Source organism: Micromonospora sp. CB01531, from assembly GCF_001905095.1.
GTDB lineage: Bacteria > Actinomycetota > Actinomycetes > Mycobacteriales > Micromonosporaceae > Micromonospora.
In genome coordinates, this window is the sequence record NZ_LWLS01000035.1 from 34,377 (window position 1) to 49,825 (window position 15,449).

Sequence of the window (15,449 nt, forward strand, 5' to 3'; positions counted from 1 at the left end):
CCCCACCGACCGGCGCGGCACCGCCTTCGGGCCGCCGGCGGACCGGCCCGACCCGGGCTTCGACGGTCCGCCCCGCCGCGAACGGGACCCCGGCCTCGACGGGCCACGCCGCCAGCCCGACCCGCGCCGGGAGGCCGCCGCGCGGGCCGAGACGTACCGGGACGCGCCGGACGGCCCGCGCCGACCGGTGGATCCGTACCGGCCGGAGCCCGGCCGGTACGGCGAACCGCAGCCCGCCACTTTCGGGCCGGACGACCGGTGGGACGGCCGGCGCCCCCCGGGCGACCCCGCGCGCCCACGGGCCGAGGAGTGGCCGGTCGGCGAGCGCCGGCCCCGGACCGAGCCGGCCGCGTACCGGCCCGACGAGCGGCACCGCCCGCCGGCCGTCCCCGACCGCCCCCGCCCGGACGGGCCGCCGCCGCGCCCCGGCGACGAGGCCCGGTACGACCCCCGCCGTCCCGACCCGGCCGCGCACCGTCCGCACCCCGAGCCGGTCGGCCCACGGGCCGAGGACGGGCCGGCGTTCCGCCCGGAGCCGTGGCAGGGCCGCCCGGCCGAGCCCGGTCCGGCACGCCCCCGCGACGGCTGGCGTCCGCCCGCCGACCCGGCCGCCCGGGCCCGCCCCGACGCCGTGCGGGAACGACCGACGCCGGGACGCCCCGACGAGGTACGCGCCGGGACGCCGTCCGCGCCGACCCCGCCCGACGGGGTACGCGACCGGTCGGCACCCGCCCAGCCCCGGCCGGTCTCCGGCGTGCCGGCACACCCGGCCTCACCGCCCCCGGCGGCCACGCCGCCCACCGCCGCGACCCCTCCCGCCGAGGCTCCGGTCTCCAGCCCGCCCGTCGGCACTCCGGCCACCGGACCGGCTGCTCCGACCGAGACCAGGAGCGCGGCGGCACCCCCGCCCGTACCGGCGCCACCCGTGTCCCCGGCACCAACCGGACCCGGCACGGCCACGCCTCCGGCGGCCGGCCCGACCCCGTCCACTGCCGCGCCGCCGGCACCGGCCACCGACATGCCCCGGCGGCCGGCACCCACCGCCGAGGCGCGGCCGGTCATGCCGGGCACCTCGACGTCCGGGGAGGCGGCCGACGGTGTGACCCCGATGGTGCAGGACGGCGGCGACCGCCCCGAGGCGGCGGGGCCGGACCGGCCGGGCCACGACGGGGCCACCCGGGTGGTCGAGGAGGTGGAGACCTGGTTCCGGCCGAGCCACCCCGTACCGCCGCCGGCCGCCCCGGTGGACGAGGCTGCCCCGGCGCGCCCGGTCGCACCCGAGTCCGTACCGCCGATCCAGCAGGGGGACCCGGAGGCCGCACGGCCGGTCAGCGCGCCACCGCCCGCGGTGCCGGCCGGGCCCGGCGAGGAGTCCCCGGACCGCTCCCCGGTCGCCGCCCAGTCCGCCGCCGGGCAGCTGCCGCCGGTCGACCGCGACCCGGCACCGGCCGTCGCGCGGCCCGCCCGGGAGGCCGCCGCGGAGCCCGAGTCCGGAGCACCGGCCGCCCCTGCGCCGCTGGAGTACGCTGCGCCCACCACTTTGGAACCAACGGCTTCGGAGGCCGCCCCGCAGACGGAGCCGGAAGCCCCCGTAGCCGCCGCTCCGCCCGTGTCGGCGCCAGCCGCTCCGGACGCTGCCGTCCAGCCCCGACCGGACCACCACGCACCGTCCGCCGCGGCCGCCGACGCTTCCGCCCCGACCGGTTCGGAGGGCGCGGCGGCCTCGCTGCGGCCCGGGTCGGGCCCGCCTGCCGAGCCCGGCACACCGCCGGTGTCGGCGCCTCCGGTCCCGGCCGCCACGCCCTCGGCGGCGGCAGGTCCGACCGACGAGCCCCCACCGGCAACGCCACCCGTGTCGGCACCACCGGCGCAGGTGTCCGCACCACCGGCCCAGGTCTCCGCACCACCGGCGCAGGTGTCCGCACCACCGGCCCAGGTCTCCGCACCACCGGCCCAGGTCTCCGCACCACCGATGCAGGTGTCCGCACCACCGGCCCAGGTCTCCGCACCACCCGCGCAGGTCTCCGCACCACCCGCGCAGGCTTCGGCGTCGGCGGAGCGGCCGACGGCGGAGACCGAACCGCAGGAGGTACGTCCGGCGGACCCGGAGCAGGCGCTGGCCGCGTTCCGGTGGCGGCTGCACCCGGAGACGCTGCGTGAGGAGGCTCCTGATCCGGAGGCGCTGCGCGAGGTCCGGGAGGGGCTCACCACGAAGCTCGGCAGCGCGCTGGACAACCGCAGCCGGGCGCGGCTGCTGAGCCTGCGGTCGGTGGCGTCCCGGATCCTCGGCGAGCTGGACGACGCCGTCGCCGACGCCCGGCTCGCCCTCACGTACGCGGACGCCACCGGCGAGCTGCGGCGGACCGCGCTGGCCCGCGCGCGGCTGGCCGAGGTGCTGCGCTGGCGGGGCGAGCACGCGGAGGCCGACCGGCTCTTCGCCGAGGCCAACTCGCCGGAGCTGCCCGACCGGCTGCGCGCGGCGCTGCACGAGCACGCCGGCCGGTCCTGCTACGACCAGGGCCGGCTGACCGAGGCGTGCCTGCACTTCGAGCGTGCCCTGGACCTGCGCCAGGCCGAGGACGCCGAACTGAACGCGCGTACGGCGATGGCGCTGGACGCGGTCGCCGCGCGGGCCGCGACGGACGGCTTCGGGCCGAAGCCGCGGAGCCGGGAGGCGATCCTGGGCTGCGAGCGGTACCCGGTGCCGACCTTCGACGAGCAGCAGGAGCTGTGGGGGTACGCGGACGAGGCGGGCGAGCTGGTGGTCGAGCACCGGTACGCCGAGGTGCAGCCGTTCCGCGAGGGTGTGGCCTGGGTACGCCGGCCGGAGGCGTCCCGCTGGGCGCTGATCGACACCACGGGCGCGGCGCTGATCGAGGCGAACAACGGCTACCGGGCGGTCAGCTCGTTCGCCGAGGGTCTGGCCTGGGTGTCGATGGACGGCAAGGGCCGGTGGATGGCGGTCGACCCCACCAACATCGTGAAGATCCCGCCAGGGTTCGAGGACGTGCGACCGTTCCGGGGGGGCCTGGCGGCGGTCCGCCAGAACGGCGGCTGGGGCGCGGTCGACCCTACCGGTCAGGTCGTCGTGCCGACCCGCTACCACGGCTTCACCACCGCCCTGGCCGACGGCCGCCAGGTGGACGGCTTCACCGAGGAGGGGCTGGCTGTGGTGGAGCTGGCCGGTCGTCGGGGGGTGGTGGACCGCAGCGGCCGGGTGCTGGTCCCGCCGGCGTACCCGGCGCTGGTCATACACCCGGTCGCCTTCCTGGTCGGCGACGGGTCGGGCCGCTGGGGCGCGCTGGACCGCCGGGGCGAGCCGCTGATCGACCCGGTGCACCCCGGCCGCGCGGCGGTGATCGCCGAGATCGACCGGCTGCTCGCCGACACGACACCGGTGCTCTGACCCCCGGATCACGCCGCCTGCCCCGCTGCGCATCACACCCGCGTCGCGCCTCGGCGCGGCAATGATCCGGCGGGGCTAGGGTCGAGGTATGGAATTCCGACACCTAGGCCGCTCGGGCCTGATGGTCAGCGAGATCTCGTACGGCAACTGGATCACTCACGGCTCGCAGGTCGAGGAGCAGGCCGCGGCCGCCTGTGTGCGGGCCGCCCTGGACACCGGCATCACCACCTTCGACACCGCCGACGTATACGCCGGCACCAAGGCCGAGGAGGTGCTCGGCCGCGCGCTCAACGGCGAGCGCCGCGAGGGGCTGGAGATCTTCACCAAGGTCTTCTGGCCGACCGGCCCGGGGCGCAACGACCGCGGCCTGTCCCGCAAGCACATCATGGAGTCGATCAACGGCTCGCTGCGCCGCCTGCAGACCGACTACGTGGACCTCTACCAGGCCCACCGGTACGACTACAGCACCCCGCTGGAGGAGACGATGGAGGCGTTCGCCGACGTCGTGCACTCCGGCAAGGCGCACTACATCGGCGTCTCGGAGTGGAAGGCGTCGCAGATCCGCGAGGCCCACCAGCTCGCCCGCGAGCTGCGCATCCCGCTGGTCTCCAGCCAGCCGCAGTACTCGATGCTGTGGCGGGTCATCGAGACCGAGGTGATCCCCACCTGCGAGGAGCTGGGCGTCGGCCAGATCGTCTGGTCGCCGATGGCGCAGGGCGTCCTGTCCGGCAAGTACCTGCCGGGCCAGCCGCCGCCGGTCGGCTCCCGGGCCACCGACGAGAAGTCGGGTGCCGGGTTCATCGCCAAGTGGCTCGGCGACGAGGTGCTCACCCGGGTGCAGCGTCTCAAGCCGCTGGCCGAGCAGGCCGGGCTGACCATGCCGCAGCTCGCCATCGCCTGGGTGCTGCAGAACCCGAACGTCTCCTCGGCGATCATCGGGGCGTCCCGGCCCGAGCAGGTGCACGACAACGTCAAGGCGGCGGGTGTGAAGCTCGACGCCGACCTGCTCAAGGCGATCGACGAGATCGTCGAGCCGGTCACCGAGCGGGACCCGGCGAAGACCGAGAGCCCGGCGCAGCGCCCGTGACGCTCTCCCCGGGCCGGCGCGGCCACCGCGCCGGCCCGGGCCTCTTCCCGGGTACGCCGAGGCATGGTCGCCCCGCCGCTGCGCGGCGGCTCCCGCCGCCCGGTCAGCCCCGCCAGAAGCGGATCAGCTCGAACCCGAGTGCGTAGAGCTGGGGCGGCAGCCCGAGGAAATCCGCCACGCTGAAGAGCGCGCCGAAGAACCAGCCGTTGATCCGCGGGCTCCACAGCAGCGCGAACAGCAGGATGAAGCCGTACGGGGCGAACAGGTCGTACATCCGGCGGTACTGCGGGCTGAGCCACGGCTGGATCATGTTGCCGCCGTCCAGCCCGGGCACCGGCAGCAGGTTGAGCACGCTGGCGGTGAGCTGGAGGAACGCCAGCAGCCCCACGCCGGCCCAGAACTGCAGCGGACCGACGTTGCCGTACCCGAGCCACAGCGCCGCCACCAGGACCAGGGTGAACAGCACGTTGGTGGCCGGACCGGCCAGGCTGACCAGGGTGTGCCGCAGCCGGCCGGGGATGGCGTGCCGGTCGACCCAGACCGCCCCGCCGGGCAGGCCGATGCCGCCGAGCAGCACCACCACCACGGGCAGCACGATCGACAGCAGCGGGTTGGTGTACTTCAGCGGGTTGAGTGTCAGGTAGCCGCGGTGGGCGATGTCCCGGTCGCCGGCGCGGTAGGCGACCACCGCGTGGGCGTACTCGTGCAGGCAGAGCGAGACCAGCCAGCCCGAGACCGCGAAGAGGAAGACGTCGAACCGGACGTTGCCGTAGCCGTGCCAGGTCATCACCCCGCTGACCACGAAGAGCGCGACCAGGGCGAGGAAGATCGGGCTGGGCCGGAACGCCGCGCGGGGCACCCCGAGCACCAGCGGTTCGCCCGGGCGGTCGTAGCCCATCACTGGGCCGGGGGCAGCAGGCTCATCCGGTATTCCACCCGGTCGTCCTCGACGAGCGCGACGGAAGTGACGCCGGACGCCGCGAGCTCCCGCCAGGTCTGGCCGATCCACGACTCGGCGTCCGCCTGGCTGCTGAACGACTCGGTCGGCCCGTCGACCGACTCGCCGTTCGCGCCCTCGTACCGCCAGCTCCACGCCATGCCGCGTCTCCCCTCGCCGCCGTCGTTCCTGGGACGGAACCCCCGCAAGCGTAGTCGGCCGCACGCGGGCACCACGTTCCGGACGGGGCCGCCGCTGGATCATGGCGCGCGCCGGCCGGCCGGTACGGTGGCCCGGTGCTGACTGAAGGAGTCGTGCTCCGCGACCGCTACCGGCTGAACGAACGCATCGCGACCGGCGGCATGGGGGCCGTCTGGAAGTGCACCGACACCCTGCTGGGTCGCGAGGTCGCGGTGAAGGTGCTGCTGCCGTCGCTGGTCGCCGACCCCGAGTTCACCACCCGCTTCCAGGCCGAGGCCCGGATGCTGGCCGCGCTGCGGCACCCCGGCATCGTGCAGGTGCACGACGCCGGCTCCGCCACGCTCGCCGACGGCAGCCAGGTCAGCTACCTGGTGATGGAGTACGTCGACGGCGATCCGCTGGTGACCTGGATCCGCCACGCCGGCCGGCTCGACCCGGCGTCCACCATGTCGGTGGTGGCGCAGGCCTCCCACGCGCTGCACGCCGCCCACCTCGCCGGAATCGTGCACCGGGACGTCAAGCCGGGGAACCTGCTGGTCAAACGGGACGGTACGGTGGTGCTGGTCGACTTCGGGATCGCCCGGGCCAGCACCATGGCGGGCATCACCGCCGCGCACATGGTGCTCGGCACCGCCTCGTACATGTCGCCGGAACAGGCCACCGGCCAGGCGGTGTCGGCCGCCACCGACGTGTACGCGCTCGGCGCGGTCGCCTACTTCTGCCTGGCCGGCCGGCCGCCGTTCGACGGCGACAACCCGCTCCAGGTGGCGCTGCGGCACGCCCAGGACGAGCCGCCACCGCTGCCGGTGGGCACGCCCCCGGCGGTGGTCGAGGTGGTCCGCCGGGCGCTGGCGAAGCGCCCCGCCGACCGGTACCCGACCGCGCTCGCCCTGGCCGAGGCCGCCCAGGACGTCCGGGACGCCACGCTGGCCAGCGTGCCCGTCCCGAGCCGCCCGCCGTGGGCGGTGGCCGGCCCGGCCGTGCCGGGGCCCGCCGTGCTCCCGACGCCGGACGCCCCGGCCGCTCCCGGTTCGCCCGCCACGGCCGGTCCCGGTGTGACAGCCTCGGGCCTCGCCGGTGGTACCCCGCCGGGCGGATCGGCCCACGCCGGATTCCCGGCCGGCCCGGGCCCGGCGTCAGCCGCCCCCGCCGGTCCGGGCGGCCCGGGCGAGACGGAGCGCCCCGCCGCTGGTCCGGCGCGTGGCGTCGGGCCGGCCGCTCCGGGTGCCGCCCCTGGACATGCCGGCCCGGCCGCAGGGGTCACCGCGGGGCCGACATATCCCGGCCCGGCCGCCGGTGCCAGCCCGGCCGCCGGTGCCAGCCCGGCCGCCGGTGCCGGCGCGGGCGCTCGGCCCGGGCCGAGCGCCCACCACACCGCCGGACAGCCCGGCGGCCCCGGGCCCGCAAGTCCGGCCCCGGCACCGGCCTGGTCCGTCGGGGTCGCGCACCCCGGTCCGCGCCCCGGCGGCTACAACCCGGAGCAGGACCAGCACGCCGGCTCGGGCGTGCCGCCGACGCTGGAGGAGCCGACGGGGCGCCGCAGGCGGGGGCGGGTCCTCGCCCTGGCCGGCGCGGCCGGCGTCGTCCTCGTCGCGCTGGCGACCGCCGGGGCGGTGGCGGCGCTGCGTCCCGAGGACCAGGCCCCGTCGGCCGGCCGGACGGCGCTGACCGGCGAGTCGGCCCCGGCCGACTCCGGGCAGCCGGAGCCGCCGGCCACCGGGGCGGCCCCCGAGTCGCCGGCGAGCCCCACCGGGCGGCCCGGCCGGTCGCCCTCGGCCACGCCGAGCCGCTCCGCGCCCGGTGCCACGGTTCCGTCGGCCGGCACGTCGGCGGCACCGACCGCCGGCGCCACCGGTGCACCGAAGCCGACGAAGACCACGACCGCCCCGCAGAAGCCCAACCCGTACACGGCCGGACAGGCGTGCGGCAGCGGGTACCAGGTGATCGACTCGGCGACGCTGACCGCGAACGGCGTCCGCAAGGGTCGGGTCTACCTGCTCTACAACACGGCCAGCGGGGCCAACTGCGTGGTCACGCTCAAGGACACCGACGTCGGCCGGGCCACCACGGTGTCGGCGTACCTGGAGGTGCAGGGGAAGACCCGCGTGACCGACAGCGGGGCGTTCGAGTACTACGCCGGGCCGGTCCGGGCCGGTGCCGCCGGAGCCTGCGTGAAGTGGGGCGGGTCGCTCGGCGGGGCCAGCTACGGCAGCGCCTTCGAGCACTGCGACTGAGCCCGCCCGGCCGCCCGGGGCGGCCCGCCGGTCACCGTCCGGGCCGGCAGGCGGTGACCGGCCGGGCGGCCGTAAGGTACGGGCATGTCCGTTGACGGGTGGAACACACTCCTGGTGCTCGGCGGTATCCGGTCCGGCAAGTCCGAGTTCGCGGAATCGCTGGTCGCCGACGCGCCCACGGTCCGGTACGTGGCCACCGCCCCCGAGGGGGACCCGGAGGACACCGAGTGGGCGACTCGCCTGGCGGCGCACCGGGCCCGCCGGCCGGGGAGCTGGACCACCGAGGAGACCGCCGCCGACCCGGGCCGGCTGGCCGAGGTGATCGCGGCGGCCGGGCCGAACGAGACGCTGCTCGTGGACGACCTGGGCGGCTGGGTGACCGTGCTGCTCGACCCGGCCCACCAACCCGCCGACGACTCCGCCACCATCGCCGAACTGGCGGCGGCGGTCCGGGCCAGCGCCGCCCGGTTGCTGCTGGTCAGCCCGGAGGTGGGGCTCTCCCTGGTGCCGACCACCCCGCTGGGCCGGGCGTTCACCGACGCGCTCGGCGCGACGAACCGGGCGGTCGCCGACGCCTGCGACGCCGTGGTGCTGGTGGTGGCCGGTCAGGCCGCGTGGCTGAAGCCGGCCGGCGCGCCGCCGCGCCCCACCGTGCCGGCGCCGGCCGGCCCCGGCCAGGCGGGCGCCCCCGCCGCGCCGGCGCAGCCGGACGAGGCGCTGCCCGAGGTGCTCACCCCGGCCGTGGCGCCCGCACCGAGCCGCGCTCCCGCGGGGGAGCCCACCGCCTGGGCCGCCCCCACCATGGCGCTGCCGATGATCGCCACCGGCCTGGTCATCCAGCCCGGCATGGAACTGCCGATGCCCGACGAGTACGCGGGCCCGCAGGCGATCGACCGGCTCGCCACCCTGGACCTCCCCGGCGCCGGCCTCGGCGTGCTGGACCGGGTGGTCGGCTTCGCCGCCGCCACCCAGGGCACCCCGACCCCTGCGCCGTGGAGCTCGTTGCGCGTCCTGCTGCTGCACGGTGACCACGCCGGCGGGGCGTCGGCCGGGGTGGCTTCCGGCGAGTCGGCCCGCCGCGCCCGGCAGGCCCGGGCCGGCCAGGGGGCGCTCGCCCGGCTCGCCGCCGAGTGCGGGGCCAGCCTCCAGGTGGTCGAGGCGCCCGCCTCCGCCGCAATGGAGGACGGGCCGGCGCTCTCCGCGGAGCAGGTCGAGTCGGCCCTGCGGTACGGCTGGCGGCTGGCCGAGCAGGCCGCCGACGCGGGCGTACACGTCCTGGTGCTGGCGGCGTGCGGCGCGGGCACCGAGGCGGCGGCCGCGGCGGTGCTGGCGGCGACGGCCGGCGCGGAGCCCCCGGCGGTGCTGGGCCGGGTGATCAGCGAGCAGGGTCTGATCGACGACGCGGCCTGGATGGCCCGCTGCGCGGCGGTCCGGGACGCCCTGCACCGCACCCGCCGCAGCTCGCGTGACGCCAAGGAGGTGCTGGCCGAGCTGGGCGGCGGCGACATCGCGATGGCCACCGGCGTGCTGCTCGGGGCGACCGCCCGCCGCATACCGGTGCTGCTGGACGGGCCGGTCGGGGTGGCCGCCGGCCTGGTCAGCCGCGACCTGGCCGGGCAGGCCCGGCACTGGTGCCTGCTGCCCGACCACGGCGGGCAGCCCGCCGTGCGGCTCGCCGCCGACGTGCTCGGCCTGACCCCGCTGGTGGACCTGCGGCTCAACCTGGGCGAGGGGGCTACCGCGCTGGCCACCCTGCCGCTGTTGAACTCGATGCTGGCGCTCGCCGCCGGCCTGCCGGTGCACCCGTCACTGCGGGGCGGCGCGGACGAGGAGGAGTTCGCCGAGCCGGAGCCGGCCGGCCCCGGGCCCACCACCACCGAGCCGGAGCCCGTTCCGCCCCCCTACGAGCCGGAGTTCGCCGAGCCGGAGCCCGCCGGGCCGGGACCCAGCAGGCCCGTTACCGACGAGCCGGACGAGCCGGTCGCGGTGCCGGAGTCCCCCGACCGGCGTGCCGACTGAGCCCCGGCTCGCGGACGGGATCCGGCTGGCGGTCACCACCTTCACCACACTGCCGGTGCGCACCGGTCGGGTCGACCGGGCCGCGGCCGGCACCGCGATGGCGCTCGCCCCGGCGGTCGGGGCACTGCTCGGCGCGTTCCTCGCGGCGGTGCTGCTGTTGACCGCCGCCCTCGCTCCCCCGCTGGTCGCCGCCGGGGTCACCGTCGGGCTCGGCGCCCTGCTCACCCGGGGCCTGCACCTGGACGGGCTGGCCGACACCGTGGACGCGCTGGGGTCGTACCGGCGGGGTGCGGCGGCGCTGGAGATCATGAAGAAGCCGGACGTCGGCCCGTTCGGGGTGGTCGCGCTGGTGGTCGTACTGCTGCTGCAGGCGGCGGTGCTCGCGGAGCTGGCCGGGCGGTCGTGGCCGGCGGCGCTCGCCGCGGTGGCCGCCGCCACCGCCGCCGGTCGGCTCGGGGTGGCCCTGGCCTGCCGGCGCGGGGTGCCGGCGGCCCGGCCGGAGGGGCTGGGCGCGCTGGTGGCCGGCACGGTGGGGCCGGTCGCCCTGGTGGTCGGCACGGCCGCCGTCGCGCTGCTGGCCGTGCCGGCGGTGCCGGGCCGGCCGTGGCAGGGGCCACTCGCCGTCGTCGCGGCGCTCGCCGTCGCGGCCGGGCTCCTCACCCACGTGGTACGCCGGCTCGGCGGGATCACCGGGGACGTGCTCGGGGCCACCGTGGAGATCGTCACCACGCTGGTCTACCTGGGACTGGCGCTGTCCGGCTGAGCGTCACCCGTCCGGGCAGGTAGCGTTCGGGACGAGGCACCGGCACGGTCGAGGGGGACGACATGCTCATCACGGACGACTTCCTGCCCGTACCGGTGCCGGAGTCGCTGGACGCGACCTATCTGGTGCCCATCGCGGGGCTGCCGAAGGTCAGCCCGAAGACGGCGGTGGAGCGCCTGGCCGGGCGGCTCGCCGAGCCGGTGCACGGGCTGGCGCGGCAGATGCTGGACAGCCCGCTGATGAGCGTCGACACCCGGCCGATCGGCGAGTTCCCCGAGCTGCCGCCGGATCTGCTCACCGCGTTCGGCGCCACCGAGGCCCAGCTGGCCCGGCTGGCCGCCGCCACCCACCTCGTGGTGGTCCAGGCCGAGTACCGGCCGGGCTGGCCGCCGGCGCACGAGTGGGCGGCCCGGGCGGTGGCCGCGGCGATCGCCGAGACGGTCGACGGGGACGTGGTGGACGTCTTCGGCCTCCAGTTCCTCGACCCGGCGGCCGCGCTGCGCTCGCTCCCCGACGAGCAGGGCCGGATCCGGCTGGTCGACTGGGTGCTGGTGCCGTACTCGTCGGACGCGGACGGGCTGTGGTTCACCACCAAGGGGCTGCGCCGGTTCGGGCTGCTGGAGCTGCAGGCCCAGGGGGTGCCGGACCACCTGACCCGGGCCTGGGGCGCGGTGATGACCGGTGCCGCCCGGCGGTTGCTGCGGGACTGGACCGAGGGGCTGGCCGGCGAGGAGGTGCCCGCGTTCGTACAGCTCCCGGTGCTGGCCACGGTGACCGGGCACGACATCGCCGTGGCGTACGGCAATCCGGAGCAGCACGGTGCGACCGCGCCGGTGCTGCTGAGGCTGGAGCTGGACCCGGCCACCGACCCGGACGCCGACTCGTTCCTCAGCCTCAACCCGCCGCCGGGGCATCCCGGTCCGGCCGGCCGCTACTTCGCCGCCGCCTGCGCCACCCTGTTCAACGGCATCCAGCCGGACGTCCGGTACGCCCGGCCGGGTGACGCGATGAGCCGGGCGATCGCCACCGCCCGGGCCGGCCTGGGCGACATCCGGGTCCGCTTCCTCTCCGGTCAGTTGCCCGCCGAGACCCAGCTCGTGGTCAAGTACGGCCTGCCCGGCGACGAGGGTCCCGAGTTCGTCTGGGCCGGGGTGACGTCCTGGGACAGTCCGGAGCGGATCGTCGGGGCCAGCGCCAGCGACGCCAACAGCGACCCGAGCGTCCGGATCGGCGCCCCGGTGGTCGTGGAGGCGACGGATGTCGTCGACTGGGCCCTGCTCGACGGCACCGGCGTCATCGAGGGCGGCTGGACCCAGGCGGTCCTGGACGCCGGCGAACCCCCCACCGTCGACTGACGCCCGTTTCTCCGTCGATCATGAGGTTGGCGGCGTCGACGGAGATCGACATCGCCGCCAACCTCATGATCAACGCAACAGGTCAGCGGACCGAGGGCTTGACGAACGGTGGGCGGTGGAGGCGCAGCTGGGCGCGGCGGCCGCGGATGTCGACCTCGAGGACCTCGCCGTCGGCGAACTTGGGCTCGGTGTCGATCAGGGCGAGCGCGATGCCCTGCTTCTTCGTCGGGCTGAACGTGCCGCTGGTGACCGTGCCGACCCGGGTGTCGCCGGCGTACACGGCCATCCCCGGGCGCGGAATCGCCCGGTCGACCGCCTCGAGCCCGCGCAGCGTACGCCGGGGGCTGGCGGCCTTCTCGGCGAGCAGCACGTCCCGGCCCCAGAAGGCCGGCTTGTCCCAGCCCACCGCCCAGCCGGAGCGGGCCTGCACCGGGGTGATCTCCAGCGAGAGGTCCTGCCCGTGCAGCGGGTACCCCATCTCGGTGCGCAGGGTGTCCCGCGCGGCCAGCCCGCAGGCCCGCAGCTCGTACGCCGCTCCGGCGGCGAACAGCGCGTCCCAGACGGCGAGCGCGTGCTCGGCCGGGATCACCAGCTCGTAGCCGAGCTCGCCGGTGTAGCCGGTGCGGCACACGGTCAGCGCGACACTGTCCAGCGTCGCGGTGGAGAAGCTCATGTAGTCGTGCTCGGTGGGCAGGCCCAGCGCGCCGAGCAGCTCCGCCGAACGCGGCCCCTGCACGGCGAGGACGGCGTACGCCTCGTGCTCGTCGGTGATGACCACCCCGGCCGGCGCGGCGGCACGCAGGCGACGGACCACCTCGGCCGTGTTCGCCGCGTTCGGAATCAGGAAGACGTGGTCGTCGGCGTGCAGGTAGGCGATGATGTCGTCCACCACGCCACCGGTCGCGTCGTCGCAGCAGAGGGTGTACTGCGCCTTGCCGGGGGCGATCCGGCCGAGGTCGTTGGTGAGGCAGGCGTTGACGAAGTCCGCGGCTCCCGGCCCGGTGATCCGCGCCTTGCCGAGATGCGAGACGTCGAAGACGCCCACCCCGGTACGCACCGCGGTGTGCTCCTTGAGCACGCCGCCACCGGCGTACTCCAGCGGCATCTCCCAACCCCCGAAGGGGGCGAACTTGGCGCCGGCGGCGGCGTGCCGCTCGTGCAGCGGGGAACGGCGCAGCCGGGTCGCGGCGGCGTCGGAGGTCACCTCGGTCATGGGTGGCAACTTACCGCCACCTGAACGCCTGGTTAGCATCGGCGGGACCCGTCGAGGCCCATCGGCGGGACAGCCACGCGTCCGGCGGGTAGGTTGCCGCCGGAGACCTTCATCGCCGGTACGCGACCACGCGACCGGCCCGGCCCGCCCGGAGTAGCTTCAGTGACATCGTCCCGCACCACCCTCAGCCTGGTCGACACCGACCCCGCCGAACTCGCCGTCGACGCGATCGTGATCGGCGTGCACAGCCAGACCGCGGAACAGGGCTCGGGTTCACCCGCCGGCGCCCTGCTGCTGGCCAGCGGCGCGGAGAGCATCGCCGCCGCGTTCGACGGCAAGCTGACCGAGACGCTGGCGCTGCTCGGCGCGACCGGCGGCCCCGGCGAGGTGATCAAGCTGGCCACGCTTGGCACCGTCACCGCCCCGCTGGTCACCGCCGTCGGCCTCGGCCCCGAGCCGTCCGGCGCGGCCCCGGCGCCGGAGACCCTGCGCCGGGCGGCCGGCGCGGCGGTACGCGCCCTGGCCGGCGCGCCGCGCGTGGCGCTCGCCCTGCCGCTGCCCGACGACGCCGACGCCCCGGCGGCGCTGCGCGCGGTCGCCGAGGGCGCGCTGCTCGGCGGGTACCGGTTCGCCGGCTACAAGACCAAGCCGCAGCCGGGACGGCGCGAGCCGGTTGCCGACGTGCTGATCGCGGTGCCGGACGCCGCCGACGCGACCGCGCAGGCGGAGATCACCCGGGCCCAGGCGGTCGCCGGCGCGGTGCTGACCAGCCGGGACTGGGTCAACACCGCCCCGAACGAGCTGCGCCCGCCGGCGTTCGCCGAGGCCGTGGCCGCCGCCGCCCGGGAGGCCGGGCTCGGCGTCGAGGTGCTCGACGAGGCGGCCCTGAAGTCCGGCGGGTACGGCGGCATCCTCGCCGTCGGGCAGGGCTCGGAGGCGCCGCCGCGGCTGGTGAAGTTGACCTACACCCCGTCCGGTGGCGGCAACGGCAAGCGGGTGGCGCTGGTCGGCAAGGGCATCACCTTCGACACCGGCGGCATCTCGATCAAGCCGGCCCAGGGCATGTGGGAGATGAAGTCCGACATGGCCGGCGCGGCGGCGGTCGGCGCGGCCATGCTGGCGGTCGCGGCGCTCAAGCCGTCGGTGGCGGTGACCGGCTACCTGCCGATGGCGGAGAACATGCCCTCGGGCACCAGCTACCGGCCGGGCGACGTGATCACCATGTACAGCGGCAAGAAGGTGGAGGTGCTCAACACCGACGCCGAGGGCCGGATGATTCTCGCCGACGGCATCGCCCGGGCCTGCGAGGACGGCGCCGACTACCTGTTCGAGACCTCGACCCTGACCGGCGGTCAGGTGATCTCGCTGGGCAAGAAGATCGCCGGCGTGATGGGCACCCCGGAGCTGTGCGATCGGGTGAAGGCGGCTGGTGAGGCCACCGGCGAGCCGGCCTGGCCGATGCCGCTGCCGGACGACGTGCGCAAGGGCATGGACTCCGACGTGGCGGACATCTCGCAGGTCAACGCCGGCATGGACCGGGCCGGTCACATGCTCCAGGGCGGCGTCTTCCTGCGCGAGTTCGTCACCGAGGACGTGGCCTGGGCGCACATCGACATCGCCGGCCCCGGCTACCACTCGGGCGAGGCGACGGGCTACTGGACCAAGGGCGGCACCGGCGTCCCGGTCCGCACCCTGGTCCACCTGGTCGAGGACGTCGCCGCCAACGGCTGACCTCACCTCTGGTCGACGGGGTGTCCCTTCCGGGGGCACCCCGTCCGCGCGTCTGCCCGCTCGAACGGGTGTCAGAAGAGTTCGGGGCGGCGCTTGCGGCGTTCGTTGTAGTCGCGCATGCGCTGCGGATAGCCCATCAGCCGGACGTCGTAGATCGGGATGGCGAGCTTGTGGGCGAAGCGGCGCGCCTCCTCCGGGCTGCCGACCCGCCGCCGGGTCCACTCGCCGTCGCCGGCGATCAGCATGACCGTGGTCTCGGTGACCGTGGTCCGGGGCTCGATGTACGCCTCGACGCCACGCCGAGTGCGGACAAAACTCTCAAGGTGGTCCAGATCGGCGCGCTGAGCGACCCGGTCGCGACTCACCGCGTCCGTCCGCTTGCGTCGTCGGAACAGCCCCACCGCGCCCAACCCCTCCCCGTACGTCATCGAAGACGGTGCCAAGCGTACGTGGCGGGGACGTGTCGTTGGGCACCTCACTACGCGCTTCGTCGGCGGTGGTGA

General features: G+C 76.3%; 11 protein-coding genes. 7 read left to right on the forward strand and 4 right to left on the reverse strand.

All coding sequences use genetic code 11. From position 1 onward, the window contains the following. Positions 1 to 1,108 precede the first annotated feature (1,108 nt). Together A6A27_RS06635 and A6A27_RS06640 are read left to right on the forward strand one after the other, a co-directional pair. Complete coding sequence (locus A6A27_RS06635; protein ID WP_083672479.1) at positions 1,109 to 3,406, forward strand: WG repeat-containing protein; 2,298 nt, start codon at positions 1,109 to 1,111, stop codon at positions 3,404 to 3,406. A gap of 88 nt (positions 3,407 to 3,494) precedes the next feature. Beyond that, positions 3,495 to 4,493: an aldo/keto reductase family protein gene (locus A6A27_RS06640; RefSeq protein WP_073833655.1), complete on the forward strand. Its 999-nt coding sequence runs from the start codon at positions 3,495 to 3,497 to the stop codon at positions 4,491 to 4,493. 103 nt (positions 4,494 to 4,596) lie between these two features. On the opposite strand, the gene A6A27_RS06645 is transcribed toward A6A27_RS06640, so the two are convergent. After that, on the reverse strand, positions 4,597 to 5,391 hold the full coding sequence (locus tag A6A27_RS06645; protein ID WP_073833656.1) for a site-2 protease family protein: 795 nt from the start codon (positions 5,389 to 5,391) through the stop codon (positions 4,597 to 4,599). Next, the gene (locus A6A27_RS06650) at positions 5,391 to 5,591 is read right to left on the reverse strand and encodes a hypothetical protein (protein ID WP_073833657.1); all 201 of its coding nucleotides are present in this window, start codon (positions 5,589 to 5,591) and stop codon (positions 5,391 to 5,393) included. The genes A6A27_RS06645 and A6A27_RS06650 overlap by 1 nt, the downstream gene beginning before the upstream one ends. 135 nt (positions 5,592 to 5,726) lie before the next feature. Between A6A27_RS06650 and A6A27_RS47380 the strand changes: the two genes are divergently transcribed. From A6A27_RS47380 to A6A27_RS06670, 4 genes are all read left to right on the forward strand, one after another. Then, entirely contained in the window at positions 5,727 to 7,865 is a 2,139-nt protein-coding gene (locus tag A6A27_RS47380; protein WP_198940214.1) for a serine/threonine-protein kinase, read from the forward strand. Between the two features lie 84 nt (positions 7,866 to 7,949). Next, positions 7,950 to 9,884 carry a bifunctional adenosylcobinamide kinase/adenosylcobinamide-phosphate guanylyltransferase gene (locus tag A6A27_RS06660; protein WP_073833659.1) on the forward strand — a complete coding sequence of 645 codons (1,935 nt, stop codon included), beginning with the start codon at positions 7,950 to 7,952 and terminating at the stop codon, positions 9,882 to 9,884. Further along, positions 9,874 to 10,647 (forward strand): adenosylcobinamide-GDP ribazoletransferase, encoded by a 774-nt coding sequence (locus A6A27_RS06665; protein ID WP_073833660.1) that lies wholly within the window; start codon positions 9,874 to 9,876, stop codon positions 10,645 to 10,647. The genes A6A27_RS06660 and A6A27_RS06665 overlap by 11 nt, the downstream gene beginning before the upstream one ends. 62 nt (positions 10,648 to 10,709) lie before the next feature. Further along, entirely contained in the window at positions 10,710 to 12,002 is a 1,293-nt protein-coding gene (locus A6A27_RS06670; protein WP_073833661.1) for a DUF2314 domain-containing protein, read from the forward strand. Positions 12,003 to 12,084: 82 nt separating this feature from the next. Here A6A27_RS06670 and gcvT read toward each other — a convergent pair whose 3' ends face one another. Further along, positions 12,085 to 13,215 carry a glycine cleavage system aminomethyltransferase GcvT gene (gene gcvT / locus A6A27_RS06675; protein ID WP_073833662.1) on the reverse strand — a complete coding sequence of 377 codons (1,131 nt, stop codon included), beginning with the start codon at positions 13,213 to 13,215 and terminating at the stop codon, positions 12,085 to 12,087. Positions 13,216 to 13,377: 162 nt separating this feature from the next. Between gcvT and A6A27_RS06680 the strand changes: the two genes are divergently transcribed. Further along, entirely contained in the window at positions 13,378 to 14,946 is a 1,569-nt protein-coding gene (locus tag A6A27_RS06680) for a leucyl aminopeptidase (RefSeq protein WP_073833663.1), read from the forward strand. 71 nt (positions 14,947 to 15,017) lie between these two features. On the opposite strand, the gene A6A27_RS06685 is transcribed toward A6A27_RS06680, so the two are convergent. Next, positions 15,018 to 15,347, reverse strand: coding sequence for a hypothetical protein (locus A6A27_RS06685; protein ID WP_073833761.1), 330 nt, complete (start codon positions 15,345 to 15,347; stop codon positions 15,018 to 15,020). Positions 15,348 to 15,449: the final 102 nt, after the last annotated feature.

What these genes read in the sequence shown, in the direction of transcription:
- A6A27_RS06670 (WP_073833661.1), top strand. Translation starts at nt 10,710, where the DNA reads ATGCTCATCACGGACGACTTCCTGCCCGTACCGGTGCCGGAGTCGCTG.
- gcvT (WP_073833662.1), bottom strand. Translation starts at nt 13,215, where the DNA reads ATGACCGAGGTGACCTCCGACGCCGCCGCGACCCGGCTGCGCCGTTCC.
- A6A27_RS06640 (WP_073833655.1), top strand. Translation starts at nt 3,495, where the DNA reads ATGGAATTCCGACACCTAGGCCGCTCGGGCCTGATGGTCAGCGAGATC.
- A6A27_RS06660 (WP_073833659.1), top strand. Translation starts at nt 7,950, where the DNA reads ATGTCCGTTGACGGGTGGAACACACTCCTGGTGCTCGGCGGTATCCGG.
- A6A27_RS06650 (WP_073833657.1), bottom strand. Translation starts at nt 5,591, where the DNA reads ATGGCGTGGAGCTGGCGGTACGAGGGCGCGAACGGCGAGTCGGTCGAC.
- A6A27_RS06635 (WP_083672479.1), top strand. Translation starts at nt 1,109, where the DNA reads ATGGTGCAGGACGGCGGCGACCGCCCCGAGGCGGCGGGGCCGGACCGG.
- A6A27_RS06645 (WP_073833656.1), bottom strand. Translation starts at nt 5,391, where the DNA reads ATGGGCTACGACCGCCCGGGCGAACCGCTGGTGCTCGGGGTGCCCCGC.